The organism is Stenotrophomonas maltophilia group sp. P373, from assembly GCF_053295075.1.
Window position 1 is genome coordinate 1,697,994 of sequence record NZ_CM129994.1, and the last position, 17,774, is coordinate 1,715,767.

The following is a 17,774-nucleotide window of genomic DNA, read 5'->3' on the forward strand; positions in this document are numbered from 1 at the left end:
AGGGCGCGTCAGATTCAGCGGGCCAGGCCATCCAGCAGCGGCACGCGCTGCGCAATGGCATCACCCACCTGCAGCTCGGCGTCGCCAGCCTCCAGCGGCAGCACCGCCAGCGCCAGGTCACCGGCTACGCTGGCGATCGTGCCCAGCGTCGCGCCGTCCTGCAGCACGCCATCGCCGGCCTGTGCCGGTGCCGCAGTATGCAGCAGCTGCACCGCGCGCTTGGCCTTGCCGAGGAAGTGGGTGCGGGCGACGATTTCCTGGCCCGGGTAGCAGCCTTTCTTCACGCTGTAGCCATTCAGGCGGTCCAGGCCCAGCTGCTGCGGGGTCCACACTTCGCGCTGGCTTTCGTCCAGGCGCGGCAATCCGTAGCGCAGGTCGGCCTGGCGCCAGGCGAGGGCGAAGGTGGCCTCATCGGTTTCGCTGCCGGATGCAACGGCAGCCGCCGCCCCGATGCGCAGGGTGCGCGGCAGGGCGTCGCTGCCCAGGTCCAGCTCCCAGCCGTCACCTGCAGCGAGCGCGATCGCGGCGCCGCTGGCAGCCTCGGGTGCAGTGAACGCACCGGCCACGGCCAGATCGCTGCGCACCTGTACCTTCACCTTGCGACGGAACACGAAGCGCTGCAGTTGCGACGCAATCGCATCGGCATCGCCGTCGGCCAGCACCAGCATCACGTGATCGTCGGCCAGCCGGAGCAGCTGGAACACTGCCAGGGTGCGGCCCTTGGCACTCAGCCAGGCGCTCCACTGCCAGTGCAGCAGGGGCAGGGCGGTGACATCGCTGCTGAATTGGGCGTGGGCGAAGGCGGCCGCATCCGGGCCCTGCAGGCTCAGCAGCTGGTGGCCGGGCAGGCGCGGATATCCGACGAAAGCAGGGGGCAGGTTGTCAGGCACGTGAACGAGGTCTAAAATTTGTGCGTTGCGAGACCGAACATGATAGGCCAAACAACCCCCACTCCCGACGACGAATCTGAAGCCCCGCTGGTCCCCGCGGCACCCGTGCCCGTGGAACAGGAAAAAGCAGAGGAATTCGGCGGCCGCGGCGGACTTGATCCGGTGCGGTATGGCGATTGGGAGAAAAACGGACGCTGCATCGATTTCTGATCAGCATTGAGCCAACGCGGCCGCGTGCCGCCCAGCCGAGACAACGAGCCCAGCGAATGGCGACCAGACAACGCCCACTTTCCCCGCACCTTCAGGTGTATCGCTGGCAGATTCAGATGGCCACCTCGATCCTGCATCGAGCCACTGGCATCTTTCTGTCTGTTGGTGCCCTCATCATCGCTGCCGGCCTGCTGGCCCTGATGATGGGGCCCGAGTCCTGGAACTGCTTCACCGGCCATGCCGGGGCCTGGTATGGCCGCGTGTTCCTGTTCGCGTGGACATGGTCGTTCGCCTATCACCTGTGCAATGGCATCCGCCATGTAGTGCAGGACTTCGCCATCGGCTTCAGCATCCCTGCCTTCATCCGCAGCAGCTGGCTGTCGGTCATCGGCAGCCTGGTGATCACCCTGCTGGTGTGGGCCTATGTGATGTTCGGAGGTGCCGCGTGAGCAAGTTCCGTACCCCGCTGAAGAACGTGCGCGGCCTGGGCTCGGCCAAGACCGGCACCGAGCACTTCGTGCACCAGCGCCTGACCGCCGCCGCGCTGGTGGTGCTGGGCATCTGGTTCCTGGTCTTCGTACTGGGCCTGCTGGGCTCGGATTACGCGACCGCCGCCGCCGCCGTGGCCAAGCCGTGGAATGCAGTGCCGCTGATCGGCCTGCTGATCGCCATGTTCTGGCACGCGCAGCTCGGCATGCAGGTCGTGCTGGAAGACTACATCCACGAATCGCTGCTGGCCCTGGTGCTGCAGACCGCGGTGAAGTTCGTCGCCGTGCTCGGCATGATCGTCAGTGTGTTTGCGGTGGGCCGCATCGCCCTCGGCGTTGCCTGAGCCCAGGCACCTACACAGGAATCCAGATTAGATGTCCGCTTACAAGATCACCGAACACAAGTACGACATGGTCGTGGTCGGCGCCGGCGGTGCCGGCCTGCGCGCCACGTTCGGCCTGGCCGCCAAGGGCCTGCAGACCGTGTGCCTGACCAAGGTCTTCCCGACCCGTTCGCACACCGTCGCCGCCCAGGGCGGTATTTCGGCCGCACTCGGCAACATGGGCGAGGACGACTGGCGCTACCACTTCTTCGACACCATCAAGGGTTCGGACTGGCTGGGTGACCAGGACGCCATCGAGTACATGTGCCGTGAGGCCATCCCGGCCATCATCGAACTCGAACACTACGGCGTGCCGTTCTCGCGCACCGCCGAAGGCAAGATCTACCAGCGTCCGTTTGGTGGCATGACCACCAAGTACGGCGAAGGCCCGGCGGCGCAGCGTACCTGCGCGGCGGCCGACCGTACCGGCCACGCGATGCTTCACACCCTGTACCAGCAGTCGCTGAAGCACGATGCGCGCTTCATGATCGAGTACTTCGCGCTCGACCTGATCTTCGACGACGAAGGCGCCTGCCGCGGCGTGCTGGCCCTGGACATGTCCGATGGCACGCTGCACCTGTTCCGCGCCCAGGGCGTGGTGCTGGCCACCGGCGGCTACGGCCGTGCCTACTTCAGCGCTACCTCGGCGCACACCTGCACCGGCGACGGTGGCGGCCTGGCCATGCGTGCCGGCATCGCCATGCAGGACATGGAGTTCGTGCAGTTCCACCCGACCGGCATCTACGGCGCCGGCTGCCTGATCACCGAGGGTGTCCGCGGTGAAGGCGGCATCCTGCGCAACAGCAGCGGCGAGCGCTTCATGGAGCGCTATGCACCGCACTACAAGGACCTGGCCTCGCGCGACGTGGTCAGCCGTTCGATGACCATCGAGATCCGCGAAGGCCGCGGCGTCGGCGAGCACAAGGATCACATCCTGCTCGACCTGACCCACCTCGGCCCGGGCGTGATCGACGAGAAGCTGCCGGGCATCGCCGAGAGCGCCCGCATCTTCGCCGGCGTCGACGTGCACAAGCAGCCGATCCCGGTCATTCCGACCGTGCACTACAACATGGGCGGCATCCCGACCAACTACCACGGTGAAGTGGTGCAGAAGGTCGGCGACAACGACAACGCCGTGGTGCCGGGGCTGTACGCCATCGGCGAAGCGGCCTGCGTGTCCGTGCACGGCGCCAACCGCCTGGGCTCGAACTCGCTGCTCGACCTGGTGGTGTTCGGCCGTGCGGTGGCCAACCGCTGCGCCGAGACCATCAAGCCGGGCGCCGCGCACAAGCCGCTGCCGGCCGATGCCTGCGACAAGGCGCTGGGCCTGCTGGACAAGCTGCGCCACGCCAACGGCGATACCCCGACCTCGGTCATCCGCGACCGCATGCAGCGCACCATGCAGGCCGACGCGGCCGTCTTCCGCACCAGCCAGACGCTGAAGGAAGGCTGCGAGAAGATGGACAAGATCTTCGACTCGTTCCAGGACGTGAAGGTCTCCGACCGTTCGCTGGTCTGGAACTCGGACCTGATCGAGACCTACGAGCTGAACAACCTGCTGCTCAACGCGGTGGCGACGATCAACTCGGCTGAACAGCGCAAGGAAAGCCGTGGTGCGCATGCGCACGAGGACTATCCGGACCGCGACGACGTCAACTGGCAGAAGCACACCCTGGTCAGCGTCGACGAGAAGGGCAAGTGCAGCTTCGACTACCGTCCGGTGCACATGTACACGTTGACCGACGACGTGTCCGTGGTGCCGCCGAAGCCGCGCGTGTACTGATCCGACCCCGCCTACCATGCAATCCGCGCCCACGGGCGCGGGCCGCCTGAGCCAACGAGAGCAGACATGGCCGAGTTTTCACTCCCCAAGAATTCCAAGATCACGAAGGGCAAGCACTTCCCCGTCAAGAACGGCGGCAAGAATGTGCGCACCTTCAAGATCTACCGCTGGAGTCCGGACGACGACAGCAACCCGCGCACCGATACCTATGAAGTCGATCTGGACGCCTGTGGCCCGATGGTCCTGGACGCCCTGATCAAGATCAAGAACGAGATCGACCCGACCCTGACCTTCCGCCGCTCCTGCCGCGAAGGCATCTGTGGTTCGTGCGCGATGAACATCGACGGCACCAACACCCTGGCCTGCACCCGAGCCATCTCGGACTGCGGCAAGAAGGAAGTGCCGATCTACCCGTTGCCGCACATGAACGTGGTCAAAGATCTGGTTCCGGACCTGACCCACTTCTACGCGCAGTACGCCTCGATCAAGCCGTGGATCCGCACCCAGACCCCGGCACCGCCGGACCGTGAGCGCCTGCAGTCGCCGGAAGACCGCAAGAAGCTCGACGGCCTGTATGAGTGCATCCTGTGCGCCTGCTGCTCGACCAGCTGCCCGAGCTACTGGTGGAACGGCGAGCGTTACCTGGGCCCGGCGATCCTGCTGCAGGCCTATCGCTGGATCATCGACTCGCGCGATGAGGACACCGGCGCGCGCCTGGACGATCTGGAAGATCCGTTCAAGCTGTACCGCTGCCACACCATCATGAACTGTGCCCGGACCTGCCCGAAGGGCCTGAACCCGGCGCTGGCGATCGCCGAGATCAAGAAGCTGATGATGGAGCGCCGCGCCTGATACAGGCCTGGCAGTACCCGGTGGAGCCACGCCACGCGAGGCTGCACCACCCAGTAGAGCCACGCCATGCGTGGCTTTGCTGTATCTGGAGAAGCACGATGGAAGACGATGTCCTGCTGAAGAAGCTGCGCTGGCGCTGCCGCCGCGGCATGCGAGAACTGGACCAGCTGTTTGGCCGCTACCTGGACCACGAATGGCGCACTGCGCCGACCGAAGAGCGCGAGGTTTTCCTGTTCCTGCTCGACTGCGAGGACGATAAGTTGTGGCGCTGGTTCATGGGCTATGAGGCCTGCCCGCATGCGCACGCGATCCCCCTCATGCAGAAGATCCTCGCCCTCAAGCCTTGAGTGGCGCCCCTCGCGGCTGCAGGCCGCCGCCCAGGTCGTGGTGCTGCTGGCCGCCCCCTGGTTGCTGCGTGCCTCCGATCTGCCTGCGCGGCTGCTGATGCCCGCGCTGCTGCTGGCCTGGGGCGTCGGGTTGGCCGAACTGGCCTGGCGCCAGCGCCGGCCGCGCGTGCAGGTGCTTCTGCCTCCGCTTCCCGGGCCACTGCAGGTGGCCGGGCGGGACGTCGATACGCCAAGGCTGGTGGTGCGTGGCCCATGGCTGTTGTTGCTGTGGCGTGAGGATCGGCGCCGCCGGCGCCTGCTGTTCTGGCCGGATGTGCTCGATTCCGGGCAGCGACGTGAACTGCGACTGGCCGTGGCCGCACGCAGCGTTTCCCGTCAGCCCCGGTCGATGGCACCATAAGCTGAATTGACCGGCGTGCCTGCATGTTCAAACCCATTCCCGTGGCCATTGGCCTGCGCTACCTGCGCGCCAAGCGCCGCAACGGCTTCATCTCCTTCATCTCGATGGCATCGATCCTGGGCATCGCGCTCGGCGTTACGGTGCTGATCACCACTCTGGCGGTGATGAGCGGTTTCCAGAAGGAAATCCGCAGTCGCCTGCTGCAGATGACCGCACACACCACCATCAGCCGCGACGGTGAACCGATGCCGGACTGGATGCGCGTGGTCGATGTCGCCCGCAAGGATCCGCGCGTGGCGGGTGCCGCGCCGTACATCGAGATCCAGTCGATGATCAGCGGCCCGCGCGTGCAGGGTGCGATCATCCAGGGCATCGATCCGGCCCTGGAGCCGAAAGTCTCGGTGATCGACAGGAAGGTCACCAAGGGCAGCTATGACAGCCTCAAGCCGGGCAGCTTCAACCTGCTGCTGGGCAAGGAGCTGGCGATCTGGCTGGGCGTGGACGTTGGCGACCAGGTGCTGGTGACTTTTGCCGAAGTGCAGGGTACGCCTGCCGGTGCAGTGCCACGGATGAAGCGCTTCACCGTCAGCGGCATCTTCGAGGCCGGGTACAACGAGGTCGATCGCGGCGTCGGCTTCGCCAACATGCAGGACCTTGAGCGCGTGCTGCGTAGCGACGGCGCCACCGGCGTGCGGCTGAAGCTGCACGACATGGACCGTTCGCTGGAAGTGGGCGTGGACCTGGCGCAGAGCCTCGGTGGCGCCTATCGCGTGAGTGACTGGACGCAGCAGAACGCCAATCTCTACCACTCGCTGCGCATGGAGAAGGTGGTGATGGGCATCCTGCTGTCGCTGATCATCGCCATGGGGGCCTTCAACCTGGTGTCCTCGCAGGTGATGCTGGTGACCGACAAGCAGGCCGACATTGCCATCCTGCGCACCCTGGGCCTGACCCCGGGCGGGGTGATGCAGGTGTTCATGGTGCAGGGCTCGTTGATCGGCATCTTCGGCACGCTGGCCGGCCTGATCGGTGGCATCACCCTGACCCTCAACCTGGAACGCATCCTCGGCGCCATCGAGAGCGTGTTCAACGTCAAGCTGCTGCCGGAGGATGTGTACTACATCACCGGCCTGCCGACCGACATGCAGACCGGCGACGTGGTGGCGATCACAGTGGTCGCGCTGCTGATGAGCTTCCTGGCCACCCTGTATCCCGCCTGGCGGGCAGCACGCACCCAGCCGGCGGAGGCCCTGCGTTATGAATAAGGTCGTCAACCGCGGCGATGAAGTGATCCGCGCCGAAGCGCTGGGCAAGACCTATGCCGAAGGGCGCATGCAGACGCCGGTGTTCGATGGGCTGGACCTGACCGTGACTGCTGGCGAGACGGTGGCGATCATCGGTGCCTCCGGTGCCGGCAAGAGCACGCTGCTGCACCTGCTGGGCGGCCTGGACATTCCGACTGCCGGCGAAGTGTATGTGACCGGCCAGCGCATGTCGGCGCTGTCGGATACCGCGCGCGGTCTGCTGCGCAACCAGGCGCTGGGCTTCGTCTACCAGTTTCATCACCTGCTGCCGGAATTCACCGCGCTGGAAAACGTGATGATGCCGGTGCTGCTGGCCGGCACCGCCGTGGCCGAGGCGAGCAGCCGGGCGACCACGCTGCTGGAAGCGGTCGGCCTCGGCCATCGCCTGGACCACAAGCCGGGCGAGCTGTCCGGCGGCGAACGCCAACGTGCCGCAGTGGCGCGTGCGCTGGTCAACCATCCGGCCTGCGTGCTCGGCGACGAGCCGACCGGCAACCTGGATGACCGCACCGCCGGCACCGTGTTCGAGCTGATGCTGGAACTCAACCGCGCGCGCCATACCAGCCTGGTGCTGGTGACCCACGACCGCAGCCTGGCGCGGCGCCTGGACCGGGTGCTGGAGCTGCGCGAAGGGCGCCTGCACGCGCTGGCCCACGCCGACGTCTGAGTGCTGGGACCGCTTTGGTAGAGGCCGGCCTTGGTCGGCTGCTCCTGCAGGGCAAGCGCCAACCAAGGTTGGCGTCTCCCGTGGTCCGGCCAGTAGCCGCCGACCGGCGGCTGAATGGGGCGCGAGCCGTCGCGCCGGCGTTGCCAGCCCAGGCGCATGATGGCGACAGTTCCCCGAGGAGATCGCCATGAAGACCCCGATCCTGATGGCCGGACTCTGCCTGGCACTGGCCGCCTGTGCGACGACCGGCCGGCTCAGCAGTACCGAGAAACTGGATCTGTACCGTGCCCACGCCGGCGCGCCGCAGAACGACATGCAGTTCTTTGGCAGCCTCAATGGCTGGACCGAGCTGGGCGACAGTGCGCTGGCGGTGTGGACCCGTCCCAGCGAAGCCTATCTGCTGGAGTTGAATGGTCCCTGCCAGGACCTGCCGTATGCGACCGCCATCGGTCTGACCAGCAGCATGGGCCGTGTGTCGTCGCGCTTTGACAAAGTGCTGGTACGCGACCCCACCGGCGGCCCGCGCCTGCCGTGCTTCATCAACAGCATCCGCAAGCTGGATGTGAAGGCACTGCGCGCGTCCGAGCAGGAGCTGCGCCAGGCGCAGGTGCAGGAGCGCGAGGAAAACACCGCACCGGCGAAATGATCGAAAAAGGGGACGGAGGGGATTAAGTCGTTTGTGCCACAAACGACTTAATCCCCTCCGTCCCCTTTTGGGTTGTCAGGTTTCCGGGGTGAAGCCGGCCGGCTTTTCCGCGTCCTTCTCGAACAGGAACTTGACCAGTTCGCCTTCAAGGAACGCACGATGTTCCGGCGTGCGCGGCGACAGCCGGTTCTCGTTGATCAGCATGGTCTGGTGGGCCAGCCACGCGGCCCAGGCCTGCTTGCCGATGTTGTTGAAGATGCGCTGGCCCAGCTCGCCGGGGTAGGGCACGAAGTCCAGGCCCTCGGCATCGCGTTGTTCGTACTGGCAGAAGACGGTTCGGGGCATGGCATTCACTCGTGGTTACGGGGTTTGCTGGAATTTCGTTTCGGCGTCTTGATCGTGGCGCCGTCGAGCAGTTTGCGGATCGGTGCCGGCAGGCCCAATGCGGGTAGCTCGTCGTTGGCGACCCAGCGCAGCGTGGGTTCTTCCACACGCAGGCCGCGCACCTTCCGTGACAATACCTGCAGGTGCAGCCTGTAGTGGCTGAAGGTGTGCTGCAGCACCGGTAGTTCCTCTGCATCTTCCAGCGAGCCGTCGACATGTGCGTCGAACCAGTCCTGCAGGTCGCTGCCGGCCTCGGCCTGCGGCAGCGTCCACAGCTGCGCCCAGATGCCGGTGTCCGGCCGCTTCTGCAGCAGCACGCGTTGCTGGGCGTCGCGCAGCAGCAGGGCGACCGCTTCGCGTTCGGGCAGGGTCCTGCTGGGCTTGGGCGTGGGCAGTTCAGTGGTGCGGCCTTCGCGCCGCGCCACGCACGCGTCCTGCAGCGGGCAGATCACGCAGGCCGGCTTGGCCCGGCTGCATACCGTCGCGCCCAGATCCATCTGCGCCTGGGTGTAATCGGCCATGCGCCCGGCCGGCACCTGCGCGACGTGCGCCTGGGCAATCGCCCACAGTTGTTTCTCGATGGCCGGCAGGCCGGGAAAGCCGTCGATGCCGTGGTAGCGGCTGAGCACGCGCTTGACGTTGCCGTCGAGAATCGCGAACCGATCGTTCCATGCCTGGCTGAGGATCGCACCGGCGGTGCTGCGGCCGATGCCGGGCAGGGCATGCAATGCATCGAAATCGCGCGGCAGGTCGCCGTCGTGCAGTTCCACGCAGCGCTTTGCGGCGGCATGCAGGTTGCGTGCGCGGGCGTAGTAGCCGAGCCCGGCCCACTGCGCCATCACCGCGTCATTGCTGGCGGCGGCGAGCTCGGGCAGGGTTGGGAAGTGCTGCAGGAACCGCTGGAAGTACGGGATGACCGTGGCCACCTGGGTCTGCTGCAGCATGATCTCCGACAACCAGACCCGATAGGGGCTGCGCGGGTGCTGCCAGGGCAGGTCATGGCGACCGTGGTCGTCGAACCAGTGCAGCAGGCGGGCGACGAAGTCGTCTTCCTTGGCAGTGTCGGCGCTGGCGTGCGGCTGGCGGGGCATGAGTGTTCCGGAAGGAGGCAGCCACCCATGGGGTGGCTCTACCAGATCGCAGTAGAGCCACGCCATGCGTGGCTGCACGGTGTATCAGGCGCCCAATGCTTCGGGCAGCAGGGCGTCGACGAAGGCTTCCGGGTCGAATACACGCAGGTCTTCCGGGCGCTCGCCAATGCCGGCGAAGCGGATCGGAATGCCGAACTCGCGGGCCAGTGCGAACACCACGCCGCCCTTGGCGGTGCCGTCCAGCTTGGTCACCACCAGGCCGGTCACGTTCACTGCGGCATTGAACTGGCGCAGCTGCGACAGCGCGTTCTGGCCGGTGGTGCCGTCGATCACCATCAGCACCTCGTGCGGGGCGGTGGGGTCGATCTTGCCGAGCACGCGGCGGATCTTGCCCAGCTCGTTCATCAGCCCGGACTGGGTGTGCAGGCGGCCGGCGGTATCGGCGATCAGCACCGAGGTGCCGCGGGCCTTGCCGGCCTGCAGCGCGTCGAATGCCACCGAAGCAGCATCGGCGTTCTGCCCCTGCGCAACCACGGCCACGCCGTTGCGCTCGCCCCAGGCCTGCAGCTGGGCCACGGCGGCGGCGCGGAAGGTATCGCCGGCAGCCAGCATCAGGCTGTGGCCGTCATCCTTGAAGCGCTTGGCCAGCTTGCCGATGGTGGTGGTTTTGCCGACGCCGTTGACGCCGACGGTGAGCACTACGAAGGGCTTGGCATTGCGGTCGATCACCAGCGGCTTGGCCACCGGCTGCAGGATCGCGATCAGCTCGGCGCGCAGCGCGGCCAGCAGCGCATTGGCGTCGGCGAACTCGCGCGACTTCATGCGCTTGCGCAGGCCCTCGACCAGATCGGTGGTGGCGCCCACGCCGACGTCGGCGGTGATCAGGGCGGTTTCCAGCTCGTCCAGCAGATCGTCGTCGAGCTTGGGGTTGCGCGAGAACAGGCCGCCGAAGCTGCGCGCGATGACGCTGTTGCGCAGGCGCTCGCGCCAGCCGGGCTTGCCGGCGGGCGCCGGAGGGGCATCCACCAGCGCAGGCAGGTCGGTGGCCGGGGCGGTGGGTTCCTCGACCGGAATGACCGGAGCCAGAGGAGCCAGCACAGCGGCCGCAGCGAGCGCTTCAGCCTGGACGTCCTCGGGCGCGGTGGCCGGCTGCGCAGCTGGCACGGCAGGCACTTCGGCGACCGGGGCCGATTCCGGTGCAGGTGCGGGTGCATTGGCTTCGACCACTGCGGCGGTGGGTGCGTCTTCGGCCGGGGCGGCCGACGGGAACGCCGCCGCCAGCTCTTCAGCCGAGTAGTGCTGGGTCTTGGACGCCTCCGTGGTGGGGGCATCCTGGGGCTTCTTGCGGCGGAAAAAACTGAGCATTGGCAAAAGGCGCTGAAATCAGAGGGATATGCTACCACTCGGGCCTGTCGGGCCGATGTGGACTCAAGGTCGCGGCCGGCCGGCCGTTAACCGGTCCGGAGGGTTGCGCGGAGCGGCCCGGAGACCGCCATGAACAACGTGATGGGAATCGCCCTCGGCGGGATGCGTGCGGCCCAGCAGGGCGTGCAGGTGGCAGCGCACAACGTGGCCAATCTGGCCACCCCCGATGCGCAGCGCCTGCAGTTGCAGCGCGGTGCCACTGGACAGGGTGGGGTGCAGGCCTCGGTGACTGCCGCCGGCGCTGATGTCGGTGCACCGCTGGGAGATCTGCTGGCGGCGAAAGCCGAGGTGGTGGCCTTCGCCGCCAATGCCTCGGTGATCCGCCGCCAGGACCCGTTGCTGGGTTCGCTGCTGGATCGGGAAGCCTGAGCCCCCTCGGCAGGCGCGAACCGCCGCCCTGGTGGGTGCCAACCCTGGTTGGCATGCTTGACCCGCCCTGGCAGGTGCCAACCTTGGTTGGCACGCTTTTGGGGGCGCCAACCAAGGTTGGCCTCTACCAAGGCACCGCTGGGCCATGCCCGGCGACCACCGCCTCGATCAGGCCGACAGCTCCAGCAGCAGCCTGTTCAGGCGCGCCACATAGGCACCCGGATCCTTCAGGCTGTCACCGGCGGCCAGCGCGGCCTGGTCGAACAGCACCCGGCCGAGGTCGTCGAAGCGCGCGCCATCGGCTTCGGCGTCGAGCTTGGCGATCAGCGGATGGCCCGGGTTGATCTCCAGCACCGGCTTGCTGTCCGGCACCTTCTGCCCGCTGGCTTCCAGGATCTGGCGCATCTGCAGGCCCAGGTCCTGCTCGCCGATGGCCAGCACCGCCGGCGAATCGGTCAGGCGGTGCGACACGCGCACCTCGGCCACTTCGTCACCCAGGACCGTCTTGAGCCGCTCGACCAGGCCCTGCTTGTCCTTTGCTGCCGCTTCCTGTGCCTGCTTGTCCGCATCGGTTTCCAGTGCGCCCAGGTCGAGATCGCCACGGGCGATGTCGACGAAGCCCTTGCCGTCGAAATCGGTCAGGTAGCCCATCAGCCACTCGTCGATGCGGTCGGTCAGCAGCAGCACTTCCACGCCCTTCTTGCGGAACACTTCCAGGTGCGGACTGTTGCGCACCTGGCTGTAGCTCTCGCCGGTGAGGTAGTAGATCTTGTCCTGGCCTTCGGTCATGCGGCCGATGTAATCGGCCAGCGACACGCTCTGCGCATCGCCGTCGCCACGGGTGGAGGCGAAGCGCAGCAGGCCGGCCACCTTCTCGCGGTTGTTGTAGTCCTCGGCCGGGCCTTCCTTCAGCACCTGGCCGAACTCCTTCCAGAACGTGGCGTACTGCTCGGGCTTGTCGCTGGCCAGCTTCTCCAGCATGTCCAGCGAACGCTTGGTCAGCGCCGATTTCATCGAATCGATGACCGGGCCGGACTGCAGGATCTCGCGCGAGACGTTCAGCGACAGGTCGTTGGAATCGACCACGCCCTTGATGAAGCGCAGGTACAGCGGCAGGAACTGCTCGGCCTGGTCCATCACGAACACGCGCTGCACGTACAGTTTCAGGCCCTTGGGCGCATCGCGGTGGTACAGGTCGAACGGCGCGCGGCCGGGCACGTACAGCAGCGAGGTGTACTCCAGCTTGCCCTCGACCTTGTTGTGGCTCCACGCCAGCGGGTCGCTATGGTCGTGCGCTACGTGCTTGTAGAACTCGGTGTACTCGGCGTCGCTGATCTCGGTGCGCGGGCGGGTCCACAGCGCGCTGGCGCGGTTGACGGTCTCCCACTCGACGGCGGCGCCTTCTTCGCCACCTTCCTTCGGCATCTGGATCGGCAGACCGATGTGGTCCGAGTACTTCTTGAGGATGCTGCGCAGGCGCCAGCCATCGGCGAAGTCGTGCTCGCCGTCCTTCAGGTGCAGCACGATGCGGGTACCGCGCTCGGCCTTGTCGACGGTGGCCACTTCGAAATCGCCTTCGCCACGCGAGGTCCAGCGCACGCCTTCGGCCGCAGCCAGGCCGGCGCGGCGCGAGGTCACTTCCACTTCGTCGGCGACGATGAAAGCGCTGTAGAAGCCGACGCCGAACTGGCCGATCAGCTGCGAATCCTTCTTCTGGTCGCCGGACAGCTGCCGCAGGAAGTCGCCGGTGCCGGACTTGGCGATGGTGCCGAGGTGGGCGATGGCTTCGGCGCGGCTCATGCCAATGCCGTTGTCTTCGATGGTGATGGTGTGGGCGGCGGCGTCGAAGCTGACGCGCACGCGCAGCTCGCTGTCGCCTTCCAGCAGCGCCGGCTGGGTCAGGGCCTCGAAGCGTAGCTTGTCGGCGGCGTCGGCAGCGTTGGAGACCAGCTCGCGCAGGAAGATTTCCTTGTTGGAGTACAGCGAGTGGATCATCAGCTGCAGCAGTTGCTTGACTTCGGTCTGGAAGCCAAGGGTTTCGGTCTGGGTGGTCTCGGTCATCGATAGGGCTCCATGTGCAATGCCGCGCCAGCGCGTGCGGCCTCGCCAAGGGGTAGGGATGATTGTCCCGAAATCAAGGGGTTGGTCGGGCAGGGCTTGCAGCCCTGCACCTGCAGAGGCCGAAGCAACAGCAACAGCGGGCGTTCCGTGGGATGGCGGGGCGGTGTGGGTTGGCAGGACACGCCGTGAACCCGTCCCTGGGGGCTCGATGGCGCCATCCATGGCGCCAACGGTCCTGCCAACCCACACCGCCTCGCCTCTGACGGGTTCACTCGGCTGTTGGTAGGTGTCGACCTTGGTCGACACATCTATCAGATATCGAAATAAAACTGGCCTGTATGTCGAGCATCGGATCGCGTCTGGGGTGGAGCCCCCTGAGTCAGGGGGCGGCCGCGAAGCGGCGGGGGTGTGGAAGCTGGTAAGTGGGGCCCGCGTTTCGCGCGGCGAAGCGTGGGAGCGACAGCGCGCATGCGTTGGCGCGTCCCCGGGCGCCGCCCGCCCGAACTACAATCCCGCTCATGCTGAATTTCTCGAATGAACCCCGCCGGGGGCGCCGGTGAGCGGCCGCGGGGGCAATGGCGGCCAGGTCCGCATCATCGGCGGTCGTTGGCGCAATACCCGCTTGCCGGTGCCGACCCTGCCGGGGCTTCGGCCCAGCAGCGACCGTGTGCGCGAGACCCTGTTCAACTGGCTGATGCCCAAGCTGGGCGGGGCCCACGTCCTGGACCTGTTCGCAGGCAGCGGCGCATTGGGGCTGGAAGCCGTCTCGCGCGGTGCCGCCCACGCCACCCTGGTCGAGCGCGATGCGCAGCTGGGACGCAACCTGACCGCCGCCGTGGCCAAGCTGCAGGCCAGCGACCAGATCAGCGTCGTGCAGGCAGATGCCCTGCGCTGGCTGCAGGGTGCGCAGGCGCAGCAGGCCGATCTGGTGTTCATCGACCCGCCATTCGCCGATGGCCTGTGGCAGGACGTGCTGGCCCAGCTGCCGCGGCACCTGGCAGCCGATGCCTGGCTGTACCTGGAATCGCCGGCCGGCCACGTGCCGGTGCTGCCGCAGGGCTGGCTGCTGCACCGCGAGGGCGGCACCCGTGAGGTGCGCTTTGCCCTGTACCGCCGTGCCACTGCTACACTTTGACCTCATCTGAACATCTGCTACCGCCCATGACCGTGGCCAACCGCCGCATTGCCGTCTATCCCGGCACGTTCGACCCGATCACCAACGGTCACATCGACCTTGTGAGCCGGGCCGCGCCGCTGTTCGAAAAGGTCGTGGTCGGCGTGGCGCAGAGCCCGTCGAAGGGCCCGGCGCTGCCGCTGGAACAGCGCGTGCAGCTGGCGCGTGGCGCCCTGGCCCACCATGGCAATGTCGAAGTCATCGGCTTCGATACCCTGCTGGCCCATTTCGTACGTTCGGTCCAGGGCGGGGTGCTGCTGCGCGGCCTGCGCGCGGTGTCCGACTTCGAGTACGAGTTCCAGATGGCCAGCATGAACCGCCACCTGATCCCCGAGGTCGAGACCCTGTTCCTGACCCCGGCCGAGCAGCACAGCTTCATTTCGTCCTCGCTGGTCCGCGAGATCGCGCGCCTGGGCGGCGACGTGTCCGGTTTCGTGCCGGCCGCGGTGCTCGAAGCCCTGCGCAAGGTCCGCGAAGCGAAGGCGGCACAGTCGTAAGCCCGCCGTACCTGCACCCCATTACGTACAACACCACGCACCATTCCGGGAGGAAATCCATGAACACCACCATGCGCGCGATGCTGATCGCTTCGTTGGCCCTGGCCTTCACCGCCTGCAAGAAGGAAGAGGCCGCTCCGGTCGACGAGGCCAAGCAGGCCCTGGTCGCTCCGTCCAAGGACGACGATGCCGGCTGGAAGAAGTACCTGCAGGAAGTGGCGATCCAGAACATGGGCAACATCACCAACAGCCCGTTCCTGTATTACCTCTCCCCGGAATCGGACCCGGACTTCCAGGCCAAGTACGAGCGCCAGACCGAGAGCGCGACCCAGGCCGTGGCCCGTGGCGTGCAGCCGGGCAACATGCTGGCCTTTGGTTCGTCGGCCTCGGGCAAGATGGCTGACATGATCCAGGCCGTGTTCAAGGACGTGTCGCCGGATTCGATGAAGGGCGTGCGCGTCGTCTTCATCGGCCAGTCGGCCGACAACGCCCGCGTGCAGGCTGCGATCCAGCCGACCGGTGCCGAGTACATTTTCGTCGAAGCCAAGTAATACCGAGCCATGGCGGCCATGCTCCGGCATGGCCCGGGCGGCGTCCTGCAACGGCGCCGCTGATGACCTGACCGGCCCGCGCGCCCGCGCTGGCCGGTCCTTTGTCCCAAGGCGCGGGCGAGGAGTATCGCCATGTCGCTGAAAATCAACGAGCTCTGCGTCAACTGCGACGTCTGCGAGCCGGCCTGCCCGAACCAGGCCATTGCGATGGGTGAAACCATCTACGTGATCGACCCTGCGCGCTGCACCGAATGCGTGGGTCATTTCGACGAGCCACAGTGCGTGGTCGTCTGCCCGGTCGAGTGCATCGACCCGGATCCGGAGATCGTGGAAACGGAAGACCAGCTGCTGGCCAAGCTGCGCCAACTGCAGCACGATCACCCCGAACTCTATGCGGAGCCCCCATCCGAATGAAGACGCTGATCGTCCGCCCCCTGTTGCTGCTCGGCCTGCTGCTGAGCCCGGTTGCCTGGGCCGACAGCCCGGCCCGTGCCGAGCGCCCCGATGGCGCGGCCATTGCCAGTGGGCACGCGCTGGCCACCCAGGCCGGCATCGACATCCTGGCGCAGGGCGGCAACGCCTTCGACGCCGCGGTGGCAGTGTCGTCCACGCTGGCGGTGGTCGAGCCGATCAGTTCCGGGCTGGGCGGTGGTGGCTTCTTCCTGCTGCACGACGCGGCCACCGGCAAGGACGTGATGCTGGACGCGCGCGAGACCGCACCGGCCGCCGCTACACCGCAGGCCTTCCTCGACAAGCAGGGCAACCTCGACCGCGACCGCTCGGTCAACGGTGCGTGGTCGGCCGGTATTCCCGGCCTGCCTGCGGCGCTGGTCGAACTGTCGGCCAAGCACGGCAAGCTGCCGCTGTCTGCATCGCTGCAGCCGGCGATCCGCATCGCGCGCGAAGGCTTCCCGGTGTACGACCGCATGGCCAAGGGCTATGCGTCGCGCCGTGAAGTGATGGAGCGCTATCCCGGCACGCGTGAAGTCTATCTGCGCAACGGCAAGCCGATCGCCAGCGGTGACCTGTTCAGGCAGCCGGAGCTGGCGGAGACGCTGGAGCGCCTGGCCGCAGGTGGCTTCGATGGCTTCTACAAGGGCCAGACCGGAAAGCTGCTGCTGGCCGGCGTGAAGCAGGCCGGCGGCAAGTGGACCGCTGAAGAGCTGGCCGGCTACCGCGTGAAGCAGCGCGAGCCGATCGTGTTCAACTACAACGGCTGGAAGATCACCACCGCGCCGCCGCCGTCGTCCGGTGGCATCGCGCTGGCCAGCATGCTGCAGATCCTGGAAGGCTGGGACATCAACAAGATGGACCCGGCGCACCGCACCCACCTGGTGGTGGAGTCGATGCGCCGTGCCTACCGCGACCGTACCTTCTTCCTCGGCGATCCGGACTTCGTGCAGATCCCGCAGAAGGTGCTGACCAGCAAGGACTACGCACAGGGCCTGCGCGCGACCATCCATCCGGAGAAGGCCACGCCCAGCGACCTGCTGTCGGGCAATCCGACGCCGCTGGAAGACGACGAGACCACGCACTTCTCGATCATCGACCGCGACGGCAACCGCGTCGGCGCCACCCAGACCGTCAACCTGCTGTACGGCTCGGGGCTCATTCCCAAGGGCACCGGCGTGCTGCTGAACAACGAGATGGACGATTTCGCGCTGAAGCCGGGTACGCCCAATGCCTTCGGCGTGATGGGCTACGAGGCCAATGCGCCGAAGCCGGGCAAGCGCATGCTCAGCTCGATGACGCCGACCTTCATGGAAAACAGCGACAAGGTGATCGTGCTGGGCACGCCGGGTGGCAGCCGCATCATCACCATGGTGCTGCTGGGCATCCTCGGCTACGACGCCGGCCTGGACGCGCAGCAGGTTGCCGCGCTGCCGCGCTACCACCACCAGTGGCTGCCGGATCTGATCGAAGCCGAGGACGATGCGTTCGACGCGGCGACGGTGAAGCAGCTGCAGGCGATGGGCCACAGGATCGACCTGCCGGGCAATGTCGCCGCCGGCGGTCGCGGTTCCAGCCACGTGTGGGGCAACCTGCAGACCGTGGAATGGGACCGCAAGGCGAACAAGCTGTTCGGCGGCAGCGACCCGCGCAATCCGGTGGGCAGTGCCCAGGTCGTGCCGGCCCACTGATGTGGCGGTGCCGGCCACTGGCCGGCAATCTGGCAGATCACCAGGACCCCGCCAACCGGCGGGGTTTCCTGTTTCCTTTCTAGCGATTATTTAACAGTCCGGCGCCGATAA

21 protein-coding genes are annotated in these 17,774 nt (G+C 66.8%); 16 read left to right on the forward strand and 5 right to left on the reverse strand.

Going from position 1 to position 17,774, the window contains the following annotated elements:
* Positions 1 to 14: 14 nt before the first annotated feature.
* Complete coding sequence (gene ygfZ, locus ACSYHF_RS07890; RefSeq protein WP_111129113.1) at positions 15 to 890, reverse strand: CAF17-like 4Fe-4S cluster assembly/insertion protein YgfZ; 876 nt, start codon at positions 888 to 890, stop codon at positions 15 to 17.
* A 39-nt stretch (positions 891 to 929) separates the two neighbouring features.
* On the opposite strand from ygfZ, the gene ACSYHF_RS07895 reads away from it, so the two are divergent.
* The 10 genes from ACSYHF_RS07895 (at position 930) to ACSYHF_RS07940 (ending at position 7,970) form a co-directional block, all read left to right on the forward strand.
* Positions 930 to 1,100, forward strand: a complete 171-nt coding sequence (locus tag ACSYHF_RS07895; RefSeq protein ID WP_005409075.1) for a DUF1674 domain-containing protein — start codon at positions 930 to 932, stop codon at positions 1,098 to 1,100.
* Between the two features lie 56 nt (positions 1,101 to 1,156).
* Positions 1,157 to 1,549, forward strand: a complete 393-nt coding sequence (gene sdhC, locus ACSYHF_RS07900) for a succinate dehydrogenase, cytochrome b556 subunit (protein ID WP_005416132.1) — start codon at positions 1,157 to 1,159, stop codon at positions 1,547 to 1,549.
* A complete protein-coding gene (sdhD, locus tag ACSYHF_RS07905) occupies positions 1,546 to 1,932 on the forward strand; it encodes a succinate dehydrogenase, hydrophobic membrane anchor protein (protein WP_005409077.1) in 387 nt (128 codons plus the stop codon). The genes sdhC and sdhD overlap by 4 nt, the downstream gene beginning before the upstream one ends.
* 31 nt (positions 1,933 to 1,963) lie before the next feature.
* The gene (sdhA, locus tag ACSYHF_RS07910; RefSeq protein ID WP_014036803.1) at positions 1,964 to 3,754 is read left to right on the forward strand and encodes a succinate dehydrogenase flavoprotein subunit; all 1,791 of its coding nucleotides are present in this window, start codon (positions 1,964 to 1,966) and stop codon (positions 3,752 to 3,754) included.
* A 66-nt stretch (positions 3,755 to 3,820) separates the two neighbouring features.
* Entirely contained in the window at positions 3,821 to 4,606 is a 786-nt protein-coding gene (locus ACSYHF_RS07915) for a succinate dehydrogenase iron-sulfur subunit (protein ID WP_005409079.1), read from the forward strand.
* 98 nt (positions 4,607 to 4,704) lie between these two features.
* On the forward strand, positions 4,705 to 4,953 hold the full coding sequence (locus ACSYHF_RS07920) for an FAD assembly factor SdhE (RefSeq protein WP_005416134.1): 249 nt from the start codon (positions 4,705 to 4,707) through the stop codon (positions 4,951 to 4,953).
* Positions 4,904 to 5,353: a hypothetical protein gene (locus tag ACSYHF_RS07925; RefSeq protein ID WP_095377449.1), complete on the forward strand. Its 450-nt coding sequence runs from the start codon at positions 4,904 to 4,906 to the stop codon at positions 5,351 to 5,353. Before ACSYHF_RS07920 ends, ACSYHF_RS07925 begins: the two co-directional genes overlap by 50 nt.
* Positions 5,354 to 5,376: 23 nt before the next feature.
* Complete coding sequence (locus ACSYHF_RS07930; RefSeq protein WP_053500548.1) at positions 5,377 to 6,618, forward strand: lipoprotein-releasing ABC transporter permease subunit; 1,242 nt, start codon at positions 5,377 to 5,379, stop codon at positions 6,616 to 6,618.
* The gene (gene lolD, locus ACSYHF_RS07935; RefSeq protein ID WP_032954095.1) at positions 6,611 to 7,324 is read left to right on the forward strand and encodes a lipoprotein-releasing ABC transporter ATP-binding protein LolD; all 714 of its coding nucleotides are present in this window, start codon (positions 6,611 to 6,613) and stop codon (positions 7,322 to 7,324) included. Before ACSYHF_RS07930 ends, lolD begins: the two co-directional genes overlap by 8 nt.
* A gap of 187 nt (positions 7,325 to 7,511) precedes the next feature.
* Positions 7,512 to 7,970: a DUF6491 family protein gene (locus ACSYHF_RS07940; RefSeq protein WP_005416138.1), complete on the forward strand. Its 459-nt coding sequence runs from the start codon at positions 7,512 to 7,514 to the stop codon at positions 7,968 to 7,970.
* Between the two features lie 75 nt (positions 7,971 to 8,045).
* Here ACSYHF_RS07940 and ACSYHF_RS07945 read toward each other — a convergent pair whose 3' ends face one another.
* From ACSYHF_RS07945 to ftsY, 3 genes are all read right to left on the reverse strand, one after another.
* Positions 8,046 to 8,315 carry an oxidative damage protection protein gene (locus ACSYHF_RS07945; protein ID WP_005416139.1) on the reverse strand — a complete coding sequence of 90 codons (270 nt, stop codon included), beginning with the start codon at positions 8,313 to 8,315 and terminating at the stop codon, positions 8,046 to 8,048.
* A gap of 5 nt (positions 8,316 to 8,320) precedes the next feature.
* Complete coding sequence (mutY, locus tag ACSYHF_RS07950; RefSeq protein WP_447576217.1) at positions 8,321 to 9,445, reverse strand: A/G-specific adenine glycosylase; 1,125 nt, start codon at positions 9,443 to 9,445, stop codon at positions 8,321 to 8,323.
* 84 nt (positions 9,446 to 9,529) lie between these two features.
* Positions 9,530 to 10,810 (reverse strand): signal recognition particle-docking protein FtsY, encoded by a 1,281-nt coding sequence (gene ftsY / locus ACSYHF_RS07955; RefSeq protein WP_005416141.1) that lies wholly within the window; start codon positions 10,808 to 10,810, stop codon positions 9,530 to 9,532.
* Positions 10,811 to 10,939: 129 nt separating this feature from the next.
* Here ftsY and ACSYHF_RS07960 point away from each other — a divergent pair, with 129 nt between their 5' ends.
* Positions 10,940 to 11,239: a hypothetical protein gene (locus ACSYHF_RS07960; RefSeq protein ID WP_065185205.1), complete on the forward strand. Its 300-nt coding sequence runs from the start codon at positions 10,940 to 10,942 to the stop codon at positions 11,237 to 11,239.
* Positions 11,240 to 11,407: 168 nt separating this feature from the next.
* Here the strand turns inward: ACSYHF_RS07960 and htpG are convergent, their stop codons facing one another.
* Complete coding sequence (gene htpG / locus ACSYHF_RS07965; protein WP_447576218.1) at positions 11,408 to 13,300, reverse strand: molecular chaperone HtpG; 1,893 nt, start codon at positions 13,298 to 13,300, stop codon at positions 11,408 to 11,410.
* A gap of 556 nt (positions 13,301 to 13,856) precedes the next feature.
* Between htpG and rsmD the strand changes: the two genes are divergently transcribed.
* The 5 genes from rsmD (at position 13,857) to ggt (ending at position 17,663) form a co-directional block, all read left to right on the forward strand.
* Complete coding sequence (gene rsmD / locus ACSYHF_RS07970; RefSeq protein ID WP_447576219.1) at positions 13,857 to 14,435, forward strand: 16S rRNA (guanine(966)-N(2))-methyltransferase RsmD; 579 nt, start codon at positions 13,857 to 13,859, stop codon at positions 14,433 to 14,435.
* A 26-nt stretch (positions 14,436 to 14,461) separates the two neighbouring features.
* Positions 14,462 to 14,971: a pantetheine-phosphate adenylyltransferase gene (gene coaD, locus ACSYHF_RS07975; RefSeq protein WP_005416145.1), complete on the forward strand. Its 510-nt coding sequence runs from the start codon at positions 14,462 to 14,464 to the stop codon at positions 14,969 to 14,971.
* Positions 14,972 to 15,030: 59 nt separating this feature from the next.
* Positions 15,031 to 15,522 (forward strand): hypothetical protein, encoded by a 492-nt coding sequence (locus tag ACSYHF_RS07980; RefSeq protein WP_004153167.1) that lies wholly within the window; start codon positions 15,031 to 15,033, stop codon positions 15,520 to 15,522.
* Positions 15,523 to 15,654: 132 nt separating this feature from the next.
* Positions 15,655 to 15,936, forward strand: a complete 282-nt coding sequence (locus ACSYHF_RS07985) for a YfhL family 4Fe-4S dicluster ferredoxin (protein WP_004153175.1) — start codon at positions 15,655 to 15,657, stop codon at positions 15,934 to 15,936.
* Complete coding sequence (gene ggt / locus ACSYHF_RS07990; protein WP_134956100.1) at positions 15,933 to 17,663, forward strand: gamma-glutamyltransferase; 1,731 nt, start codon at positions 15,933 to 15,935, stop codon at positions 17,661 to 17,663. Before ACSYHF_RS07985 ends, ggt begins: the two co-directional genes overlap by 4 nt.
* The last annotated feature ends 111 nt before the right edge of the window (positions 17,664 to 17,774 follow it).

Bases quoted from the DNA above. Each gene is read 5' to 3' on its own strand.
- ACSYHF_RS07895 (WP_005409075.1), top strand. From the start codon at position 930: ATGATAGGCCAAACAACCCCCACTCCCGACGACGAATCTGAAGCCCCG.
- sdhC (WP_005416132.1), top strand. From the start codon at position 1,157: ATGGCGACCAGACAACGCCCACTTTCCCCGCACCTTCAGGTGTATCGC.
- sdhA (WP_014036803.1), top strand. From the start codon at position 1,964: ATGTCCGCTTACAAGATCACCGAACACAAGTACGACATGGTCGTGGTC.
- ACSYHF_RS07915 (WP_005409079.1), top strand. From the start codon at position 3,821: ATGGCCGAGTTTTCACTCCCCAAGAATTCCAAGATCACGAAGGGCAAG.
- ACSYHF_RS07920 (WP_005416134.1), top strand. From the start codon at position 4,705: ATGGAAGACGATGTCCTGCTGAAGAAGCTGCGCTGGCGCTGCCGCCGC.
- ACSYHF_RS07925 (WP_095377449.1), top strand. From the start codon at position 4,904: ATGCGCACGCGATCCCCCTCATGCAGAAGATCCTCGCCCTCAAGCCTT.
- ACSYHF_RS07930 (WP_053500548.1), top strand. From the start codon at position 5,377: ATGTTCAAACCCATTCCCGTGGCCATTGGCCTGCGCTACCTGCGCGCC.
- lolD (WP_032954095.1), top strand. From the start codon at position 6,611: ATGAATAAGGTCGTCAACCGCGGCGATGAAGTGATCCGCGCCGAAGCG.
- ACSYHF_RS07940 (WP_005416138.1), top strand. From the start codon at position 7,512: ATGAAGACCCCGATCCTGATGGCCGGACTCTGCCTGGCACTGGCCGCC.
- ACSYHF_RS07945 (WP_005416139.1), bottom strand. From the start codon at position 8,315: ATGCCCCGAACCGTCTTCTGCCAGTACGAACAACGCGATGCCGAGGGC.
- mutY (WP_447576217.1), bottom strand. From the start codon at position 9,445: ATGCCCCGCCAGCCGCACGCCAGCGCCGACACTGCCAAGGAAGACGAC.
- ftsY (WP_005416141.1), bottom strand. From the start codon at position 10,810: ATGCTCAGTTTTTTCCGCCGCAAGAAGCCCCAGGATGCCCCCACCACG.
- ACSYHF_RS07960 (WP_065185205.1), top strand. From the start codon at position 10,940: ATGAACAACGTGATGGGAATCGCCCTCGGCGGGATGCGTGCGGCCCAG.
- htpG (WP_447576218.1), bottom strand. From the start codon at position 13,300: ATGACCGAGACCACCCAGACCGAAACCCTTGGCTTCCAGACCGAAGTC.
- coaD (WP_005416145.1), top strand. From the start codon at position 14,462: ATGACCGTGGCCAACCGCCGCATTGCCGTCTATCCCGGCACGTTCGAC.
- ACSYHF_RS07980 (WP_004153167.1), top strand. From the start codon at position 15,031: ATGAACACCACCATGCGCGCGATGCTGATCGCTTCGTTGGCCCTGGCC.
- ACSYHF_RS07985 (WP_004153175.1), top strand. From the start codon at position 15,655: ATGTCGCTGAAAATCAACGAGCTCTGCGTCAACTGCGACGTCTGCGAG.
- ggt (WP_134956100.1), top strand. From the start codon at position 15,933: ATGAAGACGCTGATCGTCCGCCCCCTGTTGCTGCTCGGCCTGCTGCTG.